23 protein-coding genes are annotated in these 22,044 nt (G+C 67.2%); 13 read left to right on the top strand and 10 right to left on the bottom strand.

Annotated elements, in window-relative coordinates; genetic code table 11:
• Positions 1–23 precede the first annotated feature (23 nt).
• The 4 genes from FOC67_RS25920 to FOC67_RS25905 all read left to right on the top strand — a co-directional run bounded on the left by FOC67_RS25920 (position 24) and on the right by FOC67_RS25905 (position 2,758).
• Entirely contained in the window at positions 24–575 is a 552-nt protein-coding gene (locus FOC67_RS25920; RefSeq protein WP_003097280.1) for a DNA-3-methyladenine glycosylase I, read from the top strand.
• A 144-nt stretch (positions 576–719) separates the two neighbouring features.
• Positions 720–1,607 carry a lysophospholipid acyltransferase gene (locus FOC67_RS25915; RefSeq protein WP_003097282.1) on the top strand — a complete coding sequence of 296 codons (888 nt, stop codon included), beginning with the start codon at positions 720–722 and terminating at the stop codon, positions 1,605–1,607.
• Between the two features lie 84 nt (positions 1,608–1,691).
• Entirely contained in the window at positions 1,692–1,958 is a 267-nt protein-coding gene (locus FOC67_RS25910; protein WP_003114645.1) for a PilZ domain-containing protein, read from the top strand.
• 146 nt (positions 1,959–2,104) lie between these two features.
• Positions 2,105–2,758, top strand: coding sequence for a 7-cyano-7-deazaguanine/7-aminomethyl-7-deazaguanine transporter (locus tag FOC67_RS25905; RefSeq protein WP_003097286.1), 654 nt, complete (start codon positions 2,105–2,107; stop codon positions 2,756–2,758).
• 60 nt (positions 2,759–2,818) lie between these two features.
• Here the strand turns inward: FOC67_RS25905 and FOC67_RS25900 are convergent, their stop codons facing one another.
• The 6 genes from FOC67_RS25900 to def all read right to left on the bottom strand — a co-directional run bounded on the left by FOC67_RS25900 (position 2,819) and on the right by def (position 8,078).
• A complete protein-coding gene (locus FOC67_RS25900) occupies positions 2,819–3,091 on the bottom strand; it encodes a hypothetical protein (protein ID WP_009316072.1) in 273 nt (90 codons plus the stop codon).
• A gap of 314 nt (positions 3,092–3,405) precedes the next feature.
• Positions 3,406–3,723 carry a tetratricopeptide repeat protein gene (locus FOC67_RS25895; RefSeq protein WP_003097288.1) on the bottom strand — a complete coding sequence of 106 codons (318 nt, stop codon included), beginning with the start codon at positions 3,721–3,723 and terminating at the stop codon, positions 3,406–3,408.
• 148 nt (positions 3,724–3,871) lie between these two features.
• Entirely contained in the window at positions 3,872–5,245 is a 1,374-nt protein-coding gene (trkA, locus tag FOC67_RS25890; RefSeq protein WP_009316074.1) for a Trk system potassium transporter TrkA, read from the bottom strand.
• 26 nt (positions 5,246–5,271) lie between these two features.
• Positions 5,272–6,576, bottom strand: a complete 1,305-nt coding sequence (gene rsmB, locus FOC67_RS25885) for a 16S rRNA (cytosine(967)-C(5))-methyltransferase RsmB (protein ID WP_009316075.1) — start codon at positions 6,574–6,576, stop codon at positions 5,272–5,274.
• Complete coding sequence (fmt, locus tag FOC67_RS25880) at positions 6,573–7,517, bottom strand: methionyl-tRNA formyltransferase (protein WP_009316076.1); 945 nt, start codon at positions 7,515–7,517, stop codon at positions 6,573–6,575. The genes rsmB and fmt overlap by 4 nt, the downstream gene beginning before the upstream one ends.
• Positions 7,518–7,571: 54 nt before the next feature.
• Positions 7,572–8,078: a peptide deformylase gene (gene def, locus FOC67_RS25875; protein WP_003097293.1), complete on the bottom strand. Its 507-nt coding sequence runs from the start codon at positions 8,076–8,078 to the stop codon at positions 7,572–7,574.
• Positions 8,079–8,216: 138 nt separating this feature from the next.
• Here def and FOC67_RS25870 point away from each other — a divergent pair, with 138 nt between their 5' ends.
• From FOC67_RS25870 to FOC67_RS25860, 3 genes are all read left to right on the top strand, one after another.
• A complete protein-coding gene (locus FOC67_RS25870; protein WP_003097294.1) occupies positions 8,217–9,242 on the top strand; it encodes a LysM peptidoglycan-binding domain-containing protein in 1,026 nt (341 codons plus the stop codon).
• Between the two features lie 134 nt (positions 9,243–9,376).
• A complete protein-coding gene (dprA, locus tag FOC67_RS25865; RefSeq protein ID WP_009316077.1) occupies positions 9,377–10,465 on the top strand; it encodes a DNA-processing protein DprA in 1,089 nt (362 codons plus the stop codon).
• 40 nt (positions 10,466–10,505) lie between these two features.
• On the top strand, positions 10,506–11,063 hold the full coding sequence (locus FOC67_RS25860) for an L-threonylcarbamoyladenylate synthase (protein WP_003097300.1): 558 nt from the start codon (positions 10,506–10,508) through the stop codon (positions 11,061–11,063).
• Between the two features lie 9 nt (positions 11,064–11,072).
• Here FOC67_RS25860 and FOC67_RS25855 read toward each other — a convergent pair whose 3' ends face one another.
• Complete coding sequence (locus tag FOC67_RS25855) at positions 11,073–12,050, bottom strand: NADPH:quinone reductase (RefSeq protein WP_003097303.1); 978 nt, start codon at positions 12,048–12,050, stop codon at positions 11,073–11,075.
• 190 nt (positions 12,051–12,240) lie between these two features.
• Here FOC67_RS25855 and hemF point away from each other — a divergent pair, with 190 nt between their 5' ends.
• The 5 genes from hemF (at position 12,241) to FOC67_RS25830 (ending at position 17,003) form a co-directional block, all read left to right on the top strand.
• Entirely contained in the window at positions 12,241–13,158 is a 918-nt protein-coding gene (hemF, locus tag FOC67_RS25850; protein ID WP_003097311.1) for an oxygen-dependent coproporphyrinogen oxidase, read from the top strand.
• A 57-nt stretch (positions 13,159–13,215) separates the two neighbouring features.
• The gene (gene aroE, locus FOC67_RS25845) at positions 13,216–14,040 is read left to right on the top strand and encodes a shikimate dehydrogenase (RefSeq protein ID WP_003097314.1); all 825 of its coding nucleotides are present in this window, start codon (positions 13,216–13,218) and stop codon (positions 14,038–14,040) included.
• Positions 14,041–14,150: 110 nt separating this feature from the next.
• Complete coding sequence (locus FOC67_RS25840; RefSeq protein ID WP_003097316.1) at positions 14,151–15,137, top strand: phospholipase; 987 nt, start codon at positions 14,151–14,153, stop codon at positions 15,135–15,137.
• Positions 15,118–16,404, top strand: coding sequence for a peptidylprolyl isomerase (locus FOC67_RS25835; protein WP_009316078.1), 1,287 nt, complete (start codon positions 15,118–15,120; stop codon positions 16,402–16,404). Before FOC67_RS25840 ends, FOC67_RS25835 begins: the two co-directional genes overlap by 20 nt.
• Positions 16,401–17,003: a hypothetical protein gene (locus FOC67_RS25830; protein ID WP_003131389.1), complete on the top strand. Its 603-nt coding sequence runs from the start codon at positions 16,401–16,403 to the stop codon at positions 17,001–17,003. The genes FOC67_RS25835 and FOC67_RS25830 overlap by 4 nt, the downstream gene beginning before the upstream one ends.
• Before the next feature lie 3 nt (positions 17,004–17,006).
• On the opposite strand, the gene FOC67_RS25825 is transcribed toward FOC67_RS25830, so the two are convergent.
• Genes FOC67_RS25825 through betC form a run of 3 tightly spaced genes read right to left on the bottom strand, consistent with a single transcriptional unit; the run spans position 17,007 to position 21,016 of the window.
• The gene (locus FOC67_RS25825; RefSeq protein WP_009316079.1) at positions 17,007–18,560 is read right to left on the bottom strand and encodes a SulP family inorganic anion transporter; all 1,554 of its coding nucleotides are present in this window, start codon (positions 18,558–18,560) and stop codon (positions 17,007–17,009) included.
• A gap of 4 nt (positions 18,561–18,564) precedes the next feature.
• Positions 18,565–19,488, bottom strand: coding sequence for a choline ABC transporter substrate-binding protein (locus FOC67_RS25820; RefSeq protein WP_003097322.1), 924 nt, complete (start codon positions 19,486–19,488; stop codon positions 18,565–18,567).
• Between the two features lie 16 nt (positions 19,489–19,504).
• Positions 19,505–21,016, bottom strand: coding sequence for a choline-sulfatase (gene betC / locus FOC67_RS25815; protein ID WP_003097323.1), 1,512 nt, complete (start codon positions 21,014–21,016; stop codon positions 19,505–19,507).
• Between the two features lie 112 nt (positions 21,017–21,128).
• Between betC and FOC67_RS25810 the strand changes: the two genes are divergently transcribed.
• Complete coding sequence (locus FOC67_RS25810) at positions 21,129–22,043, top strand: LysR family transcriptional regulator (RefSeq protein WP_003122286.1); 915 nt, start codon at positions 21,129–21,131, stop codon at positions 22,041–22,043.
• The last annotated feature ends 1 nt before the right edge of the window (position 22,044 follow it).

Below are 22,044 nucleotides of genomic sequence, written 5' to 3'. Positions count from 1 at the left end.
CCTGGAAAACCACGGAAAGCCTTATGCCACGCTGCTTCTGGTGCAACGACGATCCTCTCTACATGGCCTACCACGACGAGGAGTGGGGTGTGCCGCAGCGCGATCCCGACGCGCTGTTCGAACTTCTGCTGCTGGAGGGCTTCCAGGCCGGGTTGTCCTGGATCACCGTGCTGAAGAAGCGCGAGCGCTACCGCGAGGTGCTGTTCGGCTTCGACGTGCAGCGGGTGGCACAAATGAGCGACGCTGAGATCGACGAACTGATGCTCGACCCCGGCATCATTCGCAATCGGGCCAAGCTCAACGCTGCGCGGCAGAACGCCCAGGCCTGGCTGGAGCTGGATGACCCGGCTGGGTTCCTCTGGTCCTTCGTCGGCGGCCAGCCGAAGATCAACCATTTCGCTGGTCGTGCCGAGGTGCCGGCGATTACCCCGGAAGCCGAGGCCATGAGCAAGGCGCTGCGCAAGGCCGGCTTCAACTTCGTCGGGCCGACCATCTGCTACGCCTTCATGCAGGCCAGCGGCATGGTCATGGACCATACCCAGGACTGCGACCGTTACGCCCAACTCGTCGGCTAGCCGGGCGCTCCCTGATGGATGCGTTCGGATGTTCCACGTGGAACATCGGCGCGTAGCATAGCTGGTCGCCCCGCTTCCTTGGCTGCCGCCCTCGCCCTTCTTCCTGGCGTACAATGCGCGTTCGAGTCGAGCGAGGAGTGTTTCGTGGAGAAATTCAAAGGTGCCCTGGTGGTGGGGGCCCTACGCCTGTTCGCGCTATTGCCCTGGCGTGCCGTGCAAGGCGTCGGGGCCGGCATAGGCTGGCTGATGTGGAAATTGCCGAATCGATCCCGCGAGGTAGTGCGGATCAACCTGTCCAAGTGCTTCCCCGAGTTGTCCGAAACCGAACTGGAAAAGCTGGTCGGACAAAGCCTGATGGATATTGGCCGTACCCTCACCGAAAGTGCCTGTGCCTGGATCTGGCCGCCTGAAAAGTCGCTGAGGTACATCCGCGAGGTCGAAGGCATGGAAGTGCTGGAGGAAGCGCTGGCTTCCGGCGATGGCCTGGTCGGCATTACCAGTCACCTGGGAAACTGGGAAGTACTCAACCACTTCTATTGCTCTTACGCCAAGCCGATCATCTTCTATCGTCCGCCCAAGCTGAAGGCAGTGGACGAGTTGCTGAAGAAGCAACGCGTGCAATTGGGCAATCGCGTCGCACCTTCCACTCCGGAGGGTATCCTCAGTGTCATCAAGGAAGTGAAGAAAGGCGGTTGCGTAGGGATTCCCGCCGACCCCGAGCCCGCGCGTACCGCTGGGCTCTTCGTGCCCTACCTGGGCACCACTGCATTGATCAGCAAGTTCGTCCCGCAGTTGCTTTCACGCGGCAAGGCGCGTGGAGTGTTCTTCCATGCGGTGCGCCTGCCCGATGGTAGCGGTTACAAGGTGATCCTCGAAGCGGCTCCGGCGGACATGTACGACAAGGACCTGGAAGTGTCTGTAGCAGCCATGAGCCGCGAGTTGGCGAAGTATGTACGAGCCTATCCCAGCCAGTACATGTGGAGCATGAAGCGCTTCAAGAACCGCCCGGATGGCGAGAAAAAATGGTACTGAGGAAAGGGCGTCGGAAGACGCCTTTTTCATATCCGGGTACTATGCTCAGCTCTGCCGCCTCCTCCGCAGGTCCCGAGGGACTCGATGGATAATCAACGACAATACCCACGAACCCCGCTCAAGTGCCGAATCCGTATCAGTCACCCGTTATTTGGCGAGCTGATGGCGCAGACACGCGACCTCTCCGACACCGGGGTCTATGTCAAACACCCGGATCTGACCCAGCTCCCAACAGGCAGTGTCGTTACTGGCCAGGTACAGGATCTGCCGATCGACGCGCCGATCCTGCAGATGGAAGTCGTGCGAGTCGATGCGGAAGGCGTCGGCCTGCGCTTTCTCAGCGAAGCCTGAACGGTGATGTTCCACGTGGAACCCCAGGCATGAGCCACTGATCACAGAGTGGGCGAAACCGCTGCCGGTTATCGGCTAGAATGCGCGCCGCTCGGCATGGTGCCGGGCATGGGTTCCCTCACCCCATCGCGCAAAAAGGACAGTACATGTCAGCCTCTTCTCCGGCGGCCTGGCGCGGCACCCTGGCCGGCCTGATCGCCTTCCACATCTTCATCATCATCGCCAGCAACTACCTGGTGCAGTTGCCGATCACCCTGTTTGGCTGGCACACCACCTGGGGCGCCTTCAGCTTTCCGTTCATCTTCCTGGCAACCGACCTCACCGTGCGCCTGCTGGGCAAGGGCCCTGCCCGGCTGGTCATCGCCCGGGTCATGATCCCGGCGTTGATCGCCTCCTACGTGGTCTCGGTGTTGTTCCAGGAAGCGGCGTTCCGTGGTTTCTCCGCGCTGCTGGAGTTCAACACCTTCGTCGCACGGATCTCCCTGGCAAGCTTCCTCGCCTATGTGCTCGGACAGATCCTCGACATCCAGGTATTCGATCGCCTCCGTCGTTCCCGGCACTGGTGGACCGCGCCAGTCGCCTCGACCATCCTCGGCAACCTGCTGGACACCTTCACCTTCTTCTTCGTGGCGTTCTGGCGCAGCGACAATCCGTTCATGGCGCAACACTGGGTGGAAATCGCCACGGTGGACTACGGAGTGAAGCTGAGTATCAGCCTTCTGCTGTTCGTGCCGCTCTACGGCATGCTACTCAATGGCATCCTGAAGATGCTGCCGGGGCGGCCGCAGAGCAACGCTTGAGGCTCATCGAGGCAATCTGGAGGAAGGGCGCAACGGCCGTGACCGTTGCGCCCTTCTTCGTTAGGAGGTGGTAGCCCGGTGCGCGGCCGTGAGCAGCGTCAGGGCATCGCCGCCGAGCGTGACCAGGATGTGCGCCACGCGCTGAATGGGAACGCCCTGCCCTGTCCGCACTTCGATCCTTTCCAAGGCATGGAGGAGACCGAGGAGAGCCCTCAGGCGCTCCTGTACGGATTCGAGCAACTCATTGGCAGAGGCGTTCCGGTGAACGTAGAGGATCGCTTGCTCGTATGGGTATTCGACATAGGACGGGACTGAACGCTCGTGCTTCGACATGTTGGCTCCGGAAAAGTAGTTGAAGTCGGGTGTCGCGTTCGGGCTTGGACCGAAGCGATGAGTCGAAGCTAGAGGGCCGGCAGCGGTCGCTCAATGGGGTGTTGGGCGTTCGGGATGCAGGCTACATCGTTGACAGAAGTTGCCTACGAATGTGTGGAACAGGTCTTTGTAAAAGTGTCGTCGGGGCGTGCTCGAACCGTTCCGCCAGCGCTGGATGAGGACGCCCGACCCGTCTGCCGGAACTCCGGCCTACGGGTGGAGAGAACGCGCTGTACTCCGTCCTGGCCGGGGAAGCGCGAGCCTCGGCCGGACGCTCAGGTTCTCGCCCTATCGAGCTTGCGCAGGAACACCGTCATTTCCTTTTCGGCCTGCTTGTCGCCATGCGTCGCGGCGGCTGCCAGGCCTTGCTCCCAGGCCTGCCGGGCGCCCGCGAGATCGCCGGCAGCCTGGCGCGCCTTGCCCAGCAGTTTCCAGCCAGCGGAATACTTCGGGTCCTGCTCTACGCAACGCTGGAGGTGTTCCGTCGCGCGTTCGGCGTCGCCCGCGTCCAGGTAGCCCTTGCCCAGGCCGAAGCGCAGCAGCGCATTGTCCACGCCTTTGGCCAGCATCTTTTCCAGACCTTCGATCATCACCCTGCCCTCTTCCAACGATGCCGGCCATTGTGCCCGGCTCCGGCCAGGTTTTGCACGGAACAGGGGGTTTCGGCCGTTGCGAAGGAGGCACGCGGCCCCTTCGTGTTCGTAGGCCGAAGCCCTATCGCCGTTCGCGATAGGGCGTGCCTCAGAAGAACGTCAGGCCGGCCTGGAACAGTCGCTCGACGTCGCGGATGTATTTCTTGTCGACCAGGAACAGCAGCACGTGGTCGCCGCTCTCGATGTGGGTGTCGCCGTGGGCGATCAGCACTTCCTCGTCGCGCACCAGCGCGCCGATGGTGGTGCCCGGCGGCAGCTTGATCTCGTTGATCGAGCGACCGATCACCTTGCTCGATTTGGCGTCGCCATGGGCCACCACCTCGATCGCTTCGGCTGCGCCGCGGCGCAGCGAGTGTACGCTCTCGATGTCGCCGCGGCGAACGTGGGCCAGCAGGGTGCCAATGGTCGCCAGTTGCGGGCTGATGGCGATGTCGATCTCGCCGCCTTGCACCAGGTCGACATAGGCCGGGTTGTTGATCAGGGTCATCACCTTGCTCGCGCCGAGCCGCTTGGCCAGCAGCGAGGACATGATGTTGGCCTCGTCGTCGTTGGTCAGGGCGAGGAACACGTCGGTCTCGCCGATGTTCTCCTCCAGCAGCAGGTCGCGGTCGGAAGCGCTGCCGTTGAGCACGATGGTGCTGTCCAGGGTATCCGAGAGGTGCCGGCAGCGCAGCGGGCTGCGCTCGATGATCTTCACCTGGTAGCGGCTCTCGATGGCCTCGGCCAGGCGCTCGCCGACATTGCCGCCGCCGGCGATGATGATCCGCTTGTAGCTGTCGTCGAGCCTGCGCATCTCGCCCATTACCGCGCGGATATGGGCCTTGGCGGCGATGAAGAAGACTTCGTCGTCGGCCTCGATCACCGTGTCGCCCTGGGGAATGATCGGCCGGTTGCGGCGGTAGATCGCGGCGACGCGGGTATCCACGTTCGGCATGTGCTCGCGCAACTGGCGCAGCTCCTGCCCTACCAGAGGGCCGCCGTAGTAGGCCTTGATCCCGACCAGTTGCGCCTTGCCTTCGGCGAAGTCGATCACCTGCAACGTGCCGGGATGTTCGATCAGGCGCTTGATGTAGTTGGTGACCACCTGCTCCGGACTGATCAGCACGTCCACCGGGATCGCCTCGTTGTCGAACAGGCCGGTACGGGTCAGGTAGGCCGGCTCGCGGACGCGGGCGATCTTGGTCGGGGTATTGAACAGGGTGTAGGCGACCTGGCAGGCGACCATGTTGGTCTCGTCGCTATTGGTCACCGCCACCAGCATGTCGGCGTCGTCGGCGCCGGCCTGGCGCAGCACCGTGGGGAACGAGGCCTTGCCTTGCACGGTGCGGATGTCGAGGCGGTCGCCGAGGTCGCGCAGGCGGTCGCCGTCGGTGTCGACCACGGTGATGTCGTTGGCTTCGCTGGCCAGGTGCTCGGCCAGTGTGCCGCCGACCTGGCCGGCACCTAGGATGATGATTTTCATGGCAGGAACGGCTCGTCAGGTTTCGATCAACGGGCGGATATCTTGATCAGCTTGGCATAGTAGAAGCCATCGTGGCCTTCCACCTGCGGCAACAACTGGCGGCCGTGGGGCTGTTTCATGCCCCAGGGGCCGGGAAGGTCCAGTTCGCGGGCGCCGGGCGTACGGGCAAGGAAGGCGGCGATGCTGTCGCTGTTTTCTGCCGGCATCACCGAACAGGTGGCATAGAGCAGCACGCCGCCGACTTCCAGGGTAGGCCACAGTGCGTCGAGCAATTCACCTTGCAGGTGCGCCAGGGCGGCGATGTCTTCCGGCTTGCGCGCCAGCTTGATGTCCGGGTGGCGGCGGATCACCCCGGTGGCCGAGCACGGCGCGTCGAGGAGGATGCGCTGGAACGGCTTGCCGTCCCACCACTCCCCGGTGGCCCTGGCGTCGGCGGCGACCAGGCTGGCTTGCAGGCCGAGCCGCTGGAGGTTTTCCCGAACCCTTACCAGGCGGCTCTCCTCGAGGTCGACGGCGACCACTTCGGCCAGTCCCGGCTGGGTTTCCAGCAGGTGGCAGGTCTTGCCGCCAGGCGCACAGCAGGCGTCGAGGACACGCTGGCCGGGCGCGCTTTCGAGCAGCTCGGCGGCCAGTTGCGCGGCTTCGTCCTGGACGCTGACGCGGCCCTCCGCGAAGCCCGGTAGTTCGCGTACGTCGCGCGGCGCGGCGAGCTGGATGCCGTCGCGGCTGTAGTCGCAGGCGCGGGCCTCGATCCCGGCTTCGGCGAGTTCGGCCAGGTAGGCATCGCGCTCGCCGTGGCGCCGATTGACCCGCAAGGTCATCGGCGGGTGTGCGTTGTTCGCCGCGCAGAGCGTGTCGAGTTGCTCCGGCCAGGCCTGCTTGAGCGCTTTCAGCAGCCAGCGCGGATGGCCCAGGCGCGCCGAGGGATCGCGGTCGACCTCGGCCAGCAGCGTCTCGCCTTCGCGCTGCGCGCGGCGCAGCACGGCGTTGAGCACGCCCTTGGCCCAGCCCTTCTTCAGCTTGTCGGCGCAGCCGACGGTCTCGCCGATCGCGGCGTGCGGCGGAATCCGCGTGTAGAGCAACTGGTAGAGGCCGATCAGCAGCAGGGCGTGGATATCGGTGTCGGCGGCCTTGAACGGCTTCTGCAACAGGCGCGCGGCCAGGGCCTGCAGGCGCGGTTGCCAGCGCGCCGCGCCGAAGGCCAGCTCCTGGGTCAGGCCGCGATCGCGCGGGGCGACCTTGTCCAGTTGCGGCGGCAGCGCGCCAGACAGCGAGGCGCGTCCGGCGAGCACCGCGGCCAGCGCCTGGCAGGCGGCGAGACGCGGGTTCATTGGCCGAGCACCTGGCCGGCGGCGAATTGCTCGCGACGGCTGTTGTAGAGGTCGGCGAAGGCCAGTGGCTTGCCGCCCGGCAATTGCAGGCGGGTCAGGCGCAGGGCGCCTTCGCCGCAGGCGACCAGCAGGCCGTCGCGGCTGGCCTCGAGGATGGTTCCGGGCGCCCCGCTACCCTGCCCCAGGCTGGCGCCGAGGACTTTCAGCGGAGCATCGGCGAGGCTGGTGTGGCAGACCGGCCAGGGGGTGAAGGCGCGGACCTGGCGCTCCAGTTCGACGGCCGGACGGCTCCAGTCGAGGCGTGCCTCGTCCTTGTTCAGCTTGTGCGCGTAGGTGGCCAGGGCGTCGTCCTGGACCTCGCCATGCAGGGTGCCGGCGGCCAGGCCGGCGATGGCTTCGACCACCGCTTTCGGGCCGAGCGCGGCGAGCCGGTCGTGCAGGCTGCCGCCGGTGTCCGCGGCGGAAATCGGCGTGCTCACCTTGAGCAGCATCGGGCCAGTGTCGAGCCCGGCTTCCATCTGCATCACGGTGACGCCGCTCTCCGCGTCGCCGGCTTCCACCGCGCGCTGGATCGGCGCGGCGCCGCGCCAGCGCGGCAGCAGCGAGGCGTGGCTGTTGATGCAGCCCAGGCGCGGGATATCGAGTACCGCCTGGGGCAGGATCAGGCCATAGGCGACCACCACCATCAGGTCCGCGCGCAGCGCCGCCAGCTCCGCCTGGGCCTCGGCATTGCGCAGGCTCTGCGGCTGCATGACCGGTAGGCCATGCTCCAGGGCCAGGCTCTTCACCGCGCTGGGCATCAGTTTCTGCCCGCGGCCGGCCGGCCGGTCGGGCTGGGTGTAGACGGCGACGATCCGATGTGGGGTGTCGAGCAGGGCCTTGAGATGCTCGGCGGCGAATTCCGGGGTTCCGGCGAAGACGATGCGCAATGCTTGGCTCATGCGGGGCTCGCTAAAAGAAAAAGGCTTGCCGGGGCAAGCCTTTGGGGGATGGGGTCACGCCTGCTGTCGATGCTGCTTTTCCAGCTTCTTGCGGATGCGGTCGCGCTTGAGGGTGGACAGGTAGTCGACGAACAGCTTGCCGTTGAGGTGGTCGCATTCGTGCTGGATGCATACCGCCAGCAGGCCTTCGGCGACCTCCTCGAAGGGGTTGCCGTCGCGGTCGAGGGCCTTGATCCGGACCTTCTGCGGTCGGTCCACGTTCTCGTAGAAGCCGGGTACCGACAGGCAGCCTTCCTGGTACTGGTCCATTTCCTCGGTCAGCGGTTCGAACTCGGGGTTGATGAATACCCTCGGCTCGGACTTGTCTTCGCTGAGGTCCATGACCACGATGCGCTTGTGCACGTTCACCTGGGTCGCGGCGAGGCCGATGCCCGGGGCTTCGTACATGGTTTCGAACATGTCGTCGATCAGCTGGCGCACCGCGTCGTCGACCACCTCCACCGGTTTGGCGATGGTCCGCAGGCGCGGATCGGGGAATTCGAGAATGTTCAGGATGGCCATATGCGTTTGTGATGCACTTGTGGAATCGATTGAAAATCCGCTGCTAAGATGGCGCGCAGCTTGAAAACGGCTTCAGACCGCGTTTCTCGCGGGCTTCGGGCGTTTCGCGTATGTCGACATGATAAAGGGATTCACTGCATGAGGAAATCACTAGTCGCCCTTCTGCTCCTTGCCGCGAGCGGTCTGGCGCAGGCCCAGGTCGACCTCAGGGAAGGGCATCCGGACCGCTACACGGTGGTCAGGGGCGATACCCTGTGGGACATCTCGGGGAAATTCCTCCGCCAGCCATGGAAGTGGCCGGAACTCTGGCACGCCAACCCGCAGATCCAGAATCCCCACCTGATCTACCCCGGCGACACCCTCAGCCTGGTCTACGTCGATGGCCAGCCACGCCTGGTGCTGAACCGTGGCGAATCGCGCGGGACCATCAAGCTGTCGCCGAAGATCCGCAGCACGCCGATCGCCGAGGCCATCCCGACCATCCCGCTGGACAAGATCAACAGCTTCCTGCTGGCCAACCGCATCGTCGATGACGAGAAGACCTTCACCAGCGCGCCGTACATCGTCGCCGGCAACGCCGAGCGGATCGTCAGCGGCACCGGCGACCGCATCTACGCCCGCGGCAAGTTCGCCGACGGCCAGCCGGCCTATGGCATCTTCCGCCAGGGCAAGGTCTACATCGATCCGAAGACCAAGGAAGTCCTCGGCATCAACGCCGACGACATCGGCGGCGGCGAGGTGGTAGCCACCGAAGGCGACGTCGCGACCCTGGCGCTGACCCGCACCACCCAGGAAGTGCGCCTGGGCGACCGCCTGTTCCCCACCGAGGAGCGTGCGGTGAATTCCACCTTCATGCCCGGCGAGCCGAGCCGCGAGGTGAAGGGCGAAATCATCGACGTACCGCGCGGCGTGACCCAGATCGGCCAGTTCGACGTGGTCACCCTGAACCGTGGCCAGCGCGACGGGCTGGCCGAGGGCAACGTGCTGGCGATCTACAAGGTCGGCGAGACGGTGCGCGACCGCGTTACCGGTGAGTCGGTGAAGATTCCCGACGAACGCGCCGGCCTGCTGATGGTGTTCCGTACCTACAAGAAGCTGAGCTACGCCCTGGTTCTGATGGCCAGCAGGCCGCTCTCGGTAACCGACAGGGTGCAGAATCCCTGACTCGAAACCCCCGCCTCGGCGGGGGTTTCGCGTTTCTGGGGGAAGGAAATTTCATACGACGGTTTCCAGGATCGAAGCCGGACCCTTCCCCTCTTCCTGTCAGCGATGGACCTGCCTGCTATGGATGAGTCGCGATGAAGAACCATTCTCCAGCCGAACTGGAAGCTCGGCTGCGCCTGCATGGCCTGCCCGAACTGGGACCCATGCGCTTCCTGCGCTTGATCGAGGCCTTCGGTTCGGCCTCTTCCGCGCTTGCCGCGCCAGCCGGCGCCTGGCGCACCCTGGGAGTGCCTGCCGAGGCCGCCGCCGCGCGGCGCAGCCCGGCGGTGCGGGAAGCGGCGGGTGAAGCCCTGCGCTGGCTGGAAGGTCCGCGCAGGCACCTGCTGATGTGGGACGACCCGGGATACCCGGCACTGCTCGCCGAAGTCGCCGATGCCCCGCCGCTGCTGTACGTCGAAGGCGCTCCGGAGACTCTGGAACGGCCGCAACTGGCGATGGTCGGCAGCCGCCGCGCCAGCCCCGCCGGGCTGGGCACCGCCCGGAGCTTTGCGCGCAGCCTGGCGCAGGGCGGCTTCGCCATCACCAGCGGGCTGGCCCTGGGAATCGATGGCGCCGCCCACGAGGGCGCGCTGGAGGTTGGCGGCGCGACCGTGGCAGTCCTCGGCACCGGCCTGCGCAGGCTCTATCCGCGCCGCCACGAGGCGCTGGCGCGGCGCATCGTCGAGGGTGGCGGCGCGCTGGTTTCGGAGCTGCCGCTGGACAGCCCGCCGCTGCCGGCAAACTTTCCCCGGCGCAACCGCATCATCAGCGGACTCTCGCTGGGTGTGCTGGTGGTCGAGGCAAGTCCCGCCAGCGGCTCGCTGATCACCGCGCGGCTGGCGGCGGAACAGGGTCGCGAGGTATACGCCATCCCGGGCTCCATCCACCATCCCGGCGCACGTGGTTGCCACCAGCTGATTCGCGATGGCGCGCTGCTGGTGGAAAGCGTCGGGCACGTGCTCGAAGCACTGCGCGGCTGGGCGCAGGCGGAGCCAGCGGAAGCGCCGGCGCAGCCCCTGCCCCACCCTTTGCTGGCGCTGCTGCGCACCGCGCCCTACACCAGCGAAGGCCTGGCTGCCGCCAGCGGCATGACGCTGCCCGACGTGCTGGCGACGCTCAGCGAACTGGAACTCGACGGCCGGGTCGCCTGCGAGGCCGGCACCTGGGTGCATCGCTCCGGCTGAAACCGTACACTTCGCGCACCCTGTCCGCTGGAGTGAGTCGATGATCAGCAGCTTTCGTGCGCAATGCGCCGCCCGGGTCGTCCGCGAGGGCGGCGTGATCGCCTATCCCACCGAGGCGGTATGGGGGCTCGGCTGCGACCCATGGAACGAGGATGCGGTGTATCGCCTGCTGGCGCTGAAGGCGCGGCCGGTGGAAAAGGGGCTGATCGTGGTGGCGGCGAACATTCACCAGCTCGACTTCCTTCTCGAAGACCTGCCGGACGTCTGGCTGGACCGCCTGGCCGGTACCTGGCCGGGGCCGAACACCTGGCTGGTGCCGCACCAGGAGCGCCTGCCGGAGTGGGTCACCGGCGTCCACGACAGCGTCGCCGTGCGGGTCACCGACCATCCCCTGGTACAGGAACTGTGCCATCTCACCGGTCCGCTGATCTCCACCTCGGCCAATCCGGCCGGGCGCCCGGCGGCGCGCACGCGGCTGCGGGTGGAGCAATACTTCCACGACGAGCTGGACGCTATCCTCGGCGGCGCCCTTGGCGGGCGCCGCAACCCCAGCCTGATCCGCGACCTGGTGACCGGACAGGTCATCCGCCCGGCCTGAGTACGCGCTTCAGGGCAACAGTACGGTCGAGCCCGTGGTTCGCCGTGCGGCCAGTTCGGTATGCGCCCTGGCTGCTTCGGCCAGGGCGAAGCGCTGGTTGATCTCGATGCGGATGTCGCCGCGCTCGATCAGGCCGAACAGCTCGTCGGCCATCGCCTGGAGTTTTTCCGGGGTATCGGCGTAGCTGCCCAGGGTCGGCCGGGTCACGTACAGCGAACCCTTCTGCGAGAGGATGCCGAGGTTGACCCCGGTCACCGGCCCCGAGGCGTTGCCGAAGCTGACCAGCAAGCCGCGCGGCGCCACGCAGTCCAGCGAGGTTTCCCAGGTATCCTTGCCCACCGAGTCGTAGACCACCGGGCACTTCTTCCCGTCGGTCAGTTCGAGCACCCGCCGCGCCACGTTCTCGTGGCTGTAGTCGATGGTCTCCCAGGCACCGTGCTGCCTGGCCAGGCGCGCCTTTTCCGGCGAGCTGACGGTGCCGATCAGCTGCACTCCAAGGGCCTTGGCCCATTGGCAGGCGAACAGGCCCACGCCGCCCGCGGCGGCATGGAAGAGAATGGTTTCGCCGCCCCGCAGTTCGTAGGTCTGGCGCAGCAGGTATTGGGTGGTGAGCCCCTTGAGCATCACCGCGGCGGCCTGTTCGAAGTCGATGCCGTCGGGCAGGTGGACCAGCTTCTCCTCCGCCAGCACATGCAGTTCGCTGTAGGCGCCCAGCGGGCCGGTGGCGTAGGCGACGCGGTCGCCGACCTTGAAACGGGTCACTTCGCTGCCCACCGCCTCGACCTCGCCGGCACCTTCGCTACCCAGCCCCGAAGGGAAGCCGGGGGCCGGATAGAGGCCGCTACGGTAGTAGGTGTCGATGAAGTTCAGGCCGATGGCGCGATTACGCACGCGGACTTCCCGGGGGCCCGGCTCGGCGGGTTGGTAGTCGCGGTATTCGAGGACTTCGGGGCCGCCGTAGGCAGCGAACTGGATGCGCTTGGCCATGCTGGAACTCCTGCTTCGTCAGGGTTTCGGACGGTCGCGCCGGGTGGGCGACCCTGGGTAAAGGCCTTCATCCAAGCCTTCCCCTTGACGGCCGTCAAGCGCCGGCTACCCATCCAGGGTGGTATGCTTGCGCCCTCGTTTCGTCGCCAGCCCGCGCCCCGCGCGGCCTCCCCGCTCCAAGGTGAACTCCGTGACCGACCGTATCGCCGCTGTCAAAACCTACCTGCTCGACCTGCAAGACCGCATTTGCGCCGCCCTCGAGGCGGAGGACGGCAAGGCCCGCTTCGCCGAGGACGCCTGGGAGCGTCCGGCCGGTGGCGGCGGACGGACGCGGGTAATCGGCGACGGCGCATTGATCGAGAAGGGCGGAGTGAATTTTTCCCACGTCTTCGGCGATAGCCTGCCGCCCTCGGCCAGCGCCCATCGGCCGGAACTGGCCGGGCGCGGTTTCCAGGCGCTCGGTGTGTCGCTGGTGATCCATCCGGAAAACCCCCACGTGCCGACTTCCCATGCCAACGTGCGTTTCTTCTGCGCCGAGAAGGAAGGCGAGGAGCCGGTCTGGTGGTTCGGCGGCGGCTTCGACCTGACCCCTTACTACGCCCACGAGGAAGACTGCGTGCATTGGCACCGGGTCGCTCGCGACGCCTGCGCGCCGTTCGGCGCGGACGTCTACCCGCGCTACAAGGAATGGTGCGACCGCTACTTCCATCTCAAGCACCGCAACGAGCCGCGCGGCATCGGCGGCCTGTTCTTCGACGACCTCAACCAGTGGGACTTCGACACCTGCTTCGCCTTCATCCGCGCCATCGGCGATGCCTATATCGACGCCTACCTGCCGATCGTCCAGCGCCGCAAGCACACGCCGTTCGATGAACGGCAGCGAGAGTTCCAGGCCTATCGTCGCGGTCGCTACGTGGAGTTCAACCTGGTCTTCGATCGTGGCACCCTGTTCGGCCTGCAGTCCGGCGGCCGTACCGAATCGATCCTGATGTCGTTGCCGCCGCAGGTGCGCTGGGGCTATGACTGGAAACCCGAGCCGGGCAGCGAGGAAGCGCGCCTGACCGAGTATTTCCTCGCCGACCGCGATTGGCTCGCCGGCCAGCCCTGACCCGCCCGCAGGGGACGAGTCCGCTCGTCCCGTCCCACCCCGGCAAAGGAACGACCCATGGACCGCTATTGCGTATTCGGCAACCCCATCGGCCATAGCAAGTCGCCGCTGATCCACCGCCTGTTCGCCGAGCAGACCGGCGAGGCGCTGGTCTATGACGCGCAGCTGGCGCCGCTGGACGATTTCCCCGGGTTCGCCCGGCGCTTCTTCGAGCAGGGCAAGGGCGCCAATGTCACCGTGCCGTTCAAGGAAGAGGCCTATCGTCTGGTGGACGAATTGAGCGAGCGGGCCACCCGGGCCGGGGCGGTGAACACCCTGATCCGCCTGGCCGACGGTCGCCTGCGCGGCGACAACACCGACGGCGCGGGCTTGCTGCGGGACCTGACGGCGAACGCCGGGGTCGAGCTGCGCGGCAAGCGGGTTCTCCTGCTCGGCGCCGGCGGTGCGGTGCGCGGGGTGCTCGAACCCTTCCTCGGCGAGTGCCCGGCGGAGCTGCTGATCGCCAACCGCACGGCGCGGAAGGCCGTGGATCTGGCCGAGCGGTTCGCCGATCTCGGCGCGGTGCGCGGCTGCGGTTTCGCCGAGGTCGAAGGGCCTTTCGACCTGGTCGTCAACGGCACCTCGGCCAGTCTTGCCGGCGACGTGCCGCCGCTGGCGCAGAGCGTGATCGAGCCCGGCCGTACCGTCTGCTACGACATGATGTATGCCAAGGAACCGACCGCCTTCAACCGCTGGGCCGCCGAACGCGGTGCGGCGCGTACCCTGGATGGCCTGGGCATGCTGGTGGAGCAGGCCGCCGAGGCATTCTTCCTCTGGCGTGGCGTGCGTCCTGCCTCGGCGCCGGTGTTGGAGACGCTGCGCCGGCAATTGGCAACTGTCTGAGTTGTCAGGCAGCATTTGAGACGTACGTCTCAAATCGGTTTCCATCTGACATGTAGGAATCACAAAACCGGGTTAAGACTTCAGGCTTCACTCACTCTCGAGCGCTGCCGATGAAAACCTTCGCCCGCCTGGCCGCCGGTCTCTGCATCTGCGCCATCGCCAGCCAGGCCAACGCCTGGTCGCAACCGACCCACAAGAACATCGTCAAGGATGCCCTGGCCTTCATGAACTCCTCCTACGCCACCGAGGAGATGCGTCAGGCCTACCGGTTCTACGTGAGCGCCGCCGGCAGCGAGGCGCAGGCCGGGGAGATCCTCGGCCAGGCGGCCTTCGACGTGGACGACTTCAAGGACACCCGTCTCGGTGGCTGGTGGGTCGGCTACGAACACGCGCCGCTGTGGGGCGCGGCTTCGGGCATCGTCAACTACACCTCGTACTGGCACTTCCTCAACCTGGCCCGCGACGGCGACTCCCATGGCAACCCCCACGGCGGCTACGACTACCGCTACCACAAGGTCGACGGCGGCATCGCCGACGTCGACTGGTACGCCATGGTCTATCTCTACAACCGCGAGCTGAAGCGCGAGGACTTCGACACCACCGAGGCGCACTACCGCCAGGGCACCCGCTCGGACTGGCAGGAGCACTACGGCGACTTCCAGACCGCCGCCTTCCAGCCGATCGACAACCTCGCCACCTACTGGTTCGAGCAGTTCCGCGCCGCGCCTTCGCTGCAAACCATCGGCTATGCCCTGCACGCCACCGGCGACGTGGCCCAGCCGCACCATGTGTGGATCACCTCGGCCAACGGCCATTCCAGCTGGGAAGGCTGGGTCGACGACCACTACGCCAGCGAGAAGCTCAACGACCCGGCGGCGGTGGCCAACCTGGTGGGGCGCTACGATCCGAGCAAGAGCATCCGCGACCTGCTCACCCAGACCGGCCAGGTCGCCTACGCGCGTCCCGAGCCGCTCTACGACACCAGCTACGAGACGCGCCTGCGGGTGGCGAAGGAGCTGATTCCCGAGTCCATCGCCCTGACCGTCACCGTACTGACCAAGGGCGCCAACAGCTTCGATGCACAGACTGCTCTCTGACCGCGCTCGGGGCTGGCGTCGCGCACTGTGCGGGGTCGCCTTCGGGCTGCTGGCGTGGAGCGCCCATGGCGTCCCCGCCAAGGCGCCGCAGGATCTGCGGATCGACGGCGAGGTGCTGCCGGGGAAAAGCGTCGACCTGCTCGAGCAGGCCTTGTCGCGGGTCAAGTTCAACACCGACCCGCAGCAGTTGCGCCGTGGCCTGGTGGAAAACCGCCTGCTGGCACGCGCGGTGGAAGACCAGCTCACCGCGCAGAGCCGCGCCGATCTCGACGCCAGCGTGGAGATCGAGGCCGGCAACCTGCTCGAACAGGTATACGGCAGGCGCTACCGCGAGGACCTCGGGCCATACCTGCGCCAGCCCCGGGCCCTGAGCGCGGAGCGTTTGCGCGAGGTGCTGGCGCCGAGGAGCCGCGGCCTGGTGGAAAACAGCCTGCTGCTGGACGAGACGCAGCGCCGCGAGGCGGCCGGGGTCGAGCTGATCGGCTGGCAGTTTCCCGGCCAGCCGGCACAGGTCCTCGACCTGCTATCGCTGTACGAAGGCGACAACGTCCAGGGCCAGGTCGAATTGCAACAGGGCAACCTCGCCTACCTGGCGCGCCAGGTCCAGACCCGCATCCGCCGCGACTACCTCTGGTACCGCCTGGCCCGGGACGGCTTCGGCCCGGCAGAGCGGCAGGGCGTGAGGACCCTGGTGCGGGACAAGCTGGTGCGCCATCGCTATCTGCACCAGATCGGCCTCTACAGTGATTTCCACCATGAGTCCGATGCGCTGCGGGAACTCGCCGGCAAGGTCAGCGACAAGGACGCCGAGGCCTACTATCGGCGCAACCTGGAGCGTTACCGCAACGTCGCGCAGGTGCAGGCGGCGCATATCCGCCTGGCCGACCAGGCGAGCGCGGACAAGGTCTACGCCGAGTTGCGCAACGGCCTGGCCTTCGACGAGGCGGTACGCCGCTATTCCCTGGCCGACGACAGGGACCGCGACCCGCCCGGCGACCTAGGCCTGATACGGCCCCAGGACGGCCGGCTCGACCTGCTGCGCAAGACTGCGCTGATCCAGAAGGCCGATACGGTTTCCCAGCCGATGCGCATCGACGGCGCGTTCGAGATCGTCCGGGTGCGTAGCCGCGAGGATCGCCAGTTGCCCTTCGACGACCGCAGCGTGCGCTTCGAGGTGAACCAGGCGGTGGCGCGCGAGCAACTGGCAGCGCAGTTCGAGACGCGCCTGCGCAACCTGCTGGCCGGCGCCAGGGTGGAAGGCCTGTGAAGCGCTGGCTCGGCGTTGCCCTCGGCTGCAGCGGGCTGGCGATCGCCCTGGCCTGCGCCGGCGTGTTGCTGGCGCCCGCCGATATGGCCGCTTCCTCGTCTTCTCCGCCGCCAGCCAGGACGGTTGCGGCGCTGCCCGCGGTCGACGACCGTCCGCCGCCGCTGGCGCCGGTACGATCGCAAGCGGTGGCACCGGCGTACGAGGCGGAGCCGCCGGCGGCGGAACTGGATCGCGAGCAGGCGATCCAGTTCATGCAGATGCTGCGCGACGAGGGCGACCCGCGCAGCCCGCCGCTCGGCGGCCTGCAACCACGCCAGGGCGCGACGGCGCAGGAGCTGGCCGATCCGAAGCAGTACCAGGCCTTCGAGGAACGACAGACCCGCGAACTGGTACAGGCCTACACCAGCGGCGTACAGCAGATCCCGGAAATCCGCGCGCGGATCGAGGCGGCCGAACAGGGTGGCGAGCGCAGCGCCGAGGAAATCGACGAGGCTCGCGCCGCCCTTGGACAGTTGGAGATGATGCGCGACAAGCTGCAGCGGGAATCGCCGCAACTGCTGCCCGGCGACAGCGCACCGACATCGCCGGCGGCGCCCTGAGCGTCAGCCTTCGTAGTGCAGGCGGCAGCCTTCGTCGGCCTGCCGGCCCAGCGCTTCGCGGACCTGCGGGCGAGCGTGGCGCAATACCAGGCGGCGTCCCTCGGCGTGCAGGCGGCGGGCTTCCTGCTGCAACAGCACTGCGCCGGCGAAGTCGATGAAGTTCACCTGGCGGGCGTCCAGCACCAGCCGTGGCCTGTCACATTGGCGCATGAGGCGTTGCAGGTAGTCGCAGGCGCCGAAGAAGATCGAGCCTTCGATGCGTAGCACTTCTTCCTCGTCGTTGCGCTGGCGCAGTACGCGTGGTGTCGAGGTGCGCCGCAGGTAGAAGAACAGCGACGCCAGCACTCCCGCGTAGATGGCGTTCTGCAGCGGCAACAGCAGCGTGGCCAGGGCGGTTAGGCCGGCCACCAGGCATTCGGCGCGGCCGCTGCGGTAGAGCGCACGGAGCGCCGGGCGGTCGATCAGGCCCCAGGCGATCAGCAGGATGCCTGCGGCCATCGCCGGCAACGGTACATGTTCGATCAGGCGCGCACCGAGCACGGCCAGCAGGGCCACCCAGAGCGCCGAAAACGCACCCGCCAGCGGGGAGCGCGCACCGGCTTCCAGATTGAGCCCGGAGCGGGTGAAGGAACCCGCCGACAGGCTCGCCGACAGCCAAGGCCCGAGCAGGTTCGACAGACCCTGGGCGCGGACCTCCTGGTTGGCATCGAACGCGTCTCCCTGGCGCGCGGCCAGGGCGCGGGCGATCGACAGGCTGGTGACCAGCCCGAGCATGCCGCAGGCCACCGCCGCAGGTAGCAGGTCGAGGATCGATCGGGAATCGAAGACCAGCGGATTCCAACCCGGCAGTGCACTCGATAAGGACTGCACATGGGCTACCGAGGCGAAGGTCCCGGGTAGCGCCCAGACCAGCGTGGCACCGCCCAGCAAGCCAAGCAGCAGGGCCGGCCAGCGCGGTCGCAGGCGCCTGACCAGCAGGCTGAGCGCGAAGCTGAAGCCGCCCACCAGCAGCGATGGGCCATCGAACTCGGCGAACCGCGCCAGCAGCCGCCAGCCGTTTCCCGGCGCTGCGCCCTCCCCGCTCGCGGCCAGGCCGAGAAGATAGGGCAGTTGGCCGAGGACGATCAGCAGCGCCGCGCCAAGGGTGAAGCCGAGCATCACCGAATGCGAGACGAAATTGACCAGCGACCCGACGCGCAGGACGCCGAGCAGCCACTGGAAGGCGCCGGCGAGAAAGGTCAGCAGCAGCACGGCCTGGACGTATTGCGGGCTGCCCAGCGGCGCCAGGGGGGCCACCGAACTGAACAGCAGCACCGAGATCGCCGCGGTGGGACCGCTCACCAGGTAGCGCGACGAGCCCCACAGGCAGGCGATCGCCACTGGCAGCATCGCCGCGTACAGGCCGTACTCCGCTGGCAGGCCGGCGATCAGCGCATAGGCCATCGATTGCGGCAGTGCCAGGATCGCGCCATTCAGGCCGACCCAGGCCTCGCGCCCGAGCGTGCTCCGGCGTAGCCCCGGTAGCCAGGCGAGGAACGGCAGCAGGCGCGTCCACATGGCGCTATGGCTGGCCGCGAACCGCGGCCAGGGCGTCGCCGCCGTCGCGGCTGGTCACCCCTTGCAGCCAGGCCTCGAGCACCCGCGGGTTGGCCTTGAGCCAGGCGCGGGTCGCCGAGGCCGGAGTCGCCGTGCCTTCCAGCGCGTCGCTCATCAGGCGGTTCTCCATGTCCAGGTCGAAGCGCAGGTTGGCCAGCAGCCGCGCCGGGTTCGGGCACTGCGCGGCGTAGCCCTTGCGTGCCAGGGTATAGACCTGGCCGCGGTCGCCGAAGTACTGCTCGCCGCCTTCCAGGTAGCGCAGGTCATGGCGGATGTTCATCGGGTGCGGCGTCCAGCCGAGGAACACCAGCCAGCGCTGGCGCTTCTCGGCCCGGCCGAGTTCGGCGAGCATCGCCTGCTCGCTGGACTCCACCAGCTTCCAGTCGCCGAGGCCGAACTGGTTGGCGTCGATCATCTTCTGGATCGACTGATTGGCCGGCGCGCCGGAGCCGATCCCGTACAGCTTGCGGTTGAAGCGTTGCCCTTGCGCGGCGAGGTCTTCGAAGCGGTGTACGCCGGCGTCCCAGACGTAGCGCGGCACCGCCAGGGTGAAGCGGGTGCCATCGAGGTTGCGAGCGAGGCGTTCGACCTGGCCGCTGGCGACGAACTTGTCGTGATAGTCCTGGTGCGCGGGCATCCAGCCGCCGAGGAAGGCGTCCACCTGGCCGTCGCGCAGGCCGCCATAGATGATCGGCACCGACAGGGTATCGATCTTCACCTGGTAGCCGAGGCTTTCCAGGAGAAACGCGGCGGTGGCGTTGGTCACCGCGATATCGCTCCAGCCTGGATCGGCCAGCCTGACGCGGGCACAGGCGGGGTCTTCGGCGTATAGCGAGGCGCTGCCCAGGAACAGGGTGGCGGCCAGCAGGCAGGTGGGAAGCCGGTTCATGGAAGTGCCCTCGTGCTCAGGGTTGCGGGAAGCGCGCGCGGCGCTCGAGATCGTCCAGGTCGATATGGTTGCGCATGTACTGCTGGCTGGCGTCGACCCACGGCTGGTGGTCCCAACTGGCCAGCCGCCCTCGCGCCAGCGCGGCGGCCACCAGGCGTCGGCGGCGCTGGCTGTCGAGTACGGCGCGGGTGATCGCGGGGATGTCCCAGCGTCGCCGGGCCTCGTCGAGGAACGCCTCGAACGTTCCGCGATGGGCCGGACTGGCGGCGAGGTTCTCGCGCTCCTGCGGGTCGTTGCGCAGGTCGTAGAGCAGGCAGGGGTCCTGCTCGGAGTAGATGAACTTGTAGTCGCCGCGGCGGATCATCATCAGCGGGCTGAGGGTGCCCTCGGCGGTGTATTCGCCGATCACCTCGTCATGCCCGCTGCCGTCGCGCAGGTGCGGCAGCAGCGAGCGGCCTTCCAGCGGCAGGCGTGGATCGACCTGGCCGCCGGCCAGCTCCACCAGGGTCGGCAGCAGGTCCACGGTGGATACCGAAGCGCCGATGCGGCGCGGCGCGAAGCGCGCCGGCGCATGGACCAGCAGCGGCACGCGCGCGGCCATCTCGAACCAGTGCATCTTGTACCAGAGGCCGCGCTCGCCGAGCATGTCGCCATGGTCGCCGGAGAACACCACGATGGTGTCGTCGGCCAGCCCGCATTCCTCCAGGGTCGCCAGCAGCGCACCGATCTGCGCGTCGACGTAGCTGCAGGCGCCGAAGTAGGCACGCCGGGCGGCGCGGATGCGCTCCTCGGGCAACGGCTTGTCCCACAGGTCGATGACCTTCAGCAGGCGTTGCGAATGAGGGTCCTGCTCCTCCTGGGCGAAGCGCTGGCGCGGCAGCGGGATGTCCTCGTCGCGGTAGAGATTCCAGTAGCTCGCCGGGATGCTGTAGGGGTCGTGCGGATGGGTCATCGACACGGTCAGGCAGAATGGCTGGCCGGCGTGCTGGCGAACATGGTCGTAGAGGTACTGGCGGGCCTTGAACACCACCTCCTCGTCGAAGTCCAGCTGGTTGGTGCGCACGCAGGGACCGGCCTGCAAAACCGAGGACATGTTGTGGTACCAGCTCGGGCGCACCTCCGGCTCGTCCCAGTTCACCGCCCAGCCATAGTCCGCCGGATAGATGTCGCTGGTCAGGCGTTCCTCGTAGCCGTGCAACTGGTCGGGACCGCAGAAGTGCATCTTGCCCGACAGCGCCGTGCGATAGCCGAGGTTGCGCAGGTAGTGGGCGTAGGTGGGGGTATCGGCGGCGAAGTCGGCGGCGTTGTCCCAGGCGCCGATGCGGGTAGGCAAGCGACCGCTGACCAGGGTGAAGCGCGACGGCGCGCAGAGCGGGCTGTTGCAGTACGCCGAGTCGAACACCACGGCCCGTTCGGCGAGGCGCGAGAGGTGAGGCATGCGCAGCACCGAGCGCGGATCGTGAAGCGGCAGCAGCGGCGCGGCCATCTGGTCGGCCATGATGAACAGGATGTTCGGCGAGGTCTTCATCGGGCGGCTTATCCCATGCGATTGGGTTATGCGATAGTGCTGCGTCGATCATCAGTGCATCGAAATCCCTGGTAAACCGCATGGGGCTGGATGCGTTGGATAAGCCTGGCTTATGGGAGAACGCCTCATGCCGCTGTCCCTCGACCTGCTCCGGGTATTCGAGTCCGCCGCCCGCCAGCTCAGCTTCACCGCTGCCGCCGAGGAGCTGGGGACCACCCAGCCTGCGGTCAGCCAGCAGATCAAACGCCTGGAGAAAGAGCTGGCGACCCCTCTGTTCCAGCGCGTTCATCGAGGCATCGTGCTCACCGACGCCGGCCAGCTCCTGCTCCGCCACGTGGCCGCCGGCCTCGAGACGATCGATGCCGGCATCGCCGCGCTGGGCGCGCGCCAGCGCCACGAGGTGCTCCAGGTGGCCACCGACTACGCCTTCGCTGCCTACTGGCTGATGCCGCGCCTTCCGCGCTTCCACCAGGCCCATCCGCACCTGGACGTGAGCCTGGTGACCAGCGAGCGCGGCCTGGCCGGCCAGCGCGGCGATATCGACGTGGCGATCCTGTTCGGCGACGGTCGTTCCAAGCACGGCGAAGCGCACCGGCTGTTTCGCGAGGAGGTGTTCCCGGTCTGTAGCCCGCGGCTGGTCGAGGGATTGCAGTTGCCGCTGGCCAAGGCGCACCTGGCGCGCCTGCCGATGCTGCATCTGAAGCCGGCGCAGCACGCCCGCTGGTTCGACTGGCCGGCGTTGTTCGAAGCGTTGGCCATCGATCGGCAGCCGATTCCGGCGGTGCTCAGCTTCGACAACTACACCTTGCTGATCCAGGCGGCCATCGCCGGCCAGGGCGTGGCCATCGGCTGGCGCCACCTGGTCGACGGCCTGCTCGAACAGGGGCTGCTTTGCCGGCCCATTGGCGAGAGCTGCCTGTCGCGATACGGGTACTATGCGGTATTGCCGGAGCGCAAGCGGCGCCAGCGGCTGGTCGACGGTTTCGTCGACTGGCTGCAGGCCGAGTTGCAGGCCGGCGGCGCTTGAA

The organism is Pseudomonas sp. FDAARGOS_761, from assembly GCF_013343155.1.
Lineage (GTDB): Bacteria > Pseudomonadota > Gammaproteobacteria > Pseudomonadales > Pseudomonadaceae > Pseudomonas > Pseudomonas aeruginosa.
Note: the sequence above shows the minus strand (reverse complement) of the source record. Positions and strands in the feature narration are given on the sequence as shown.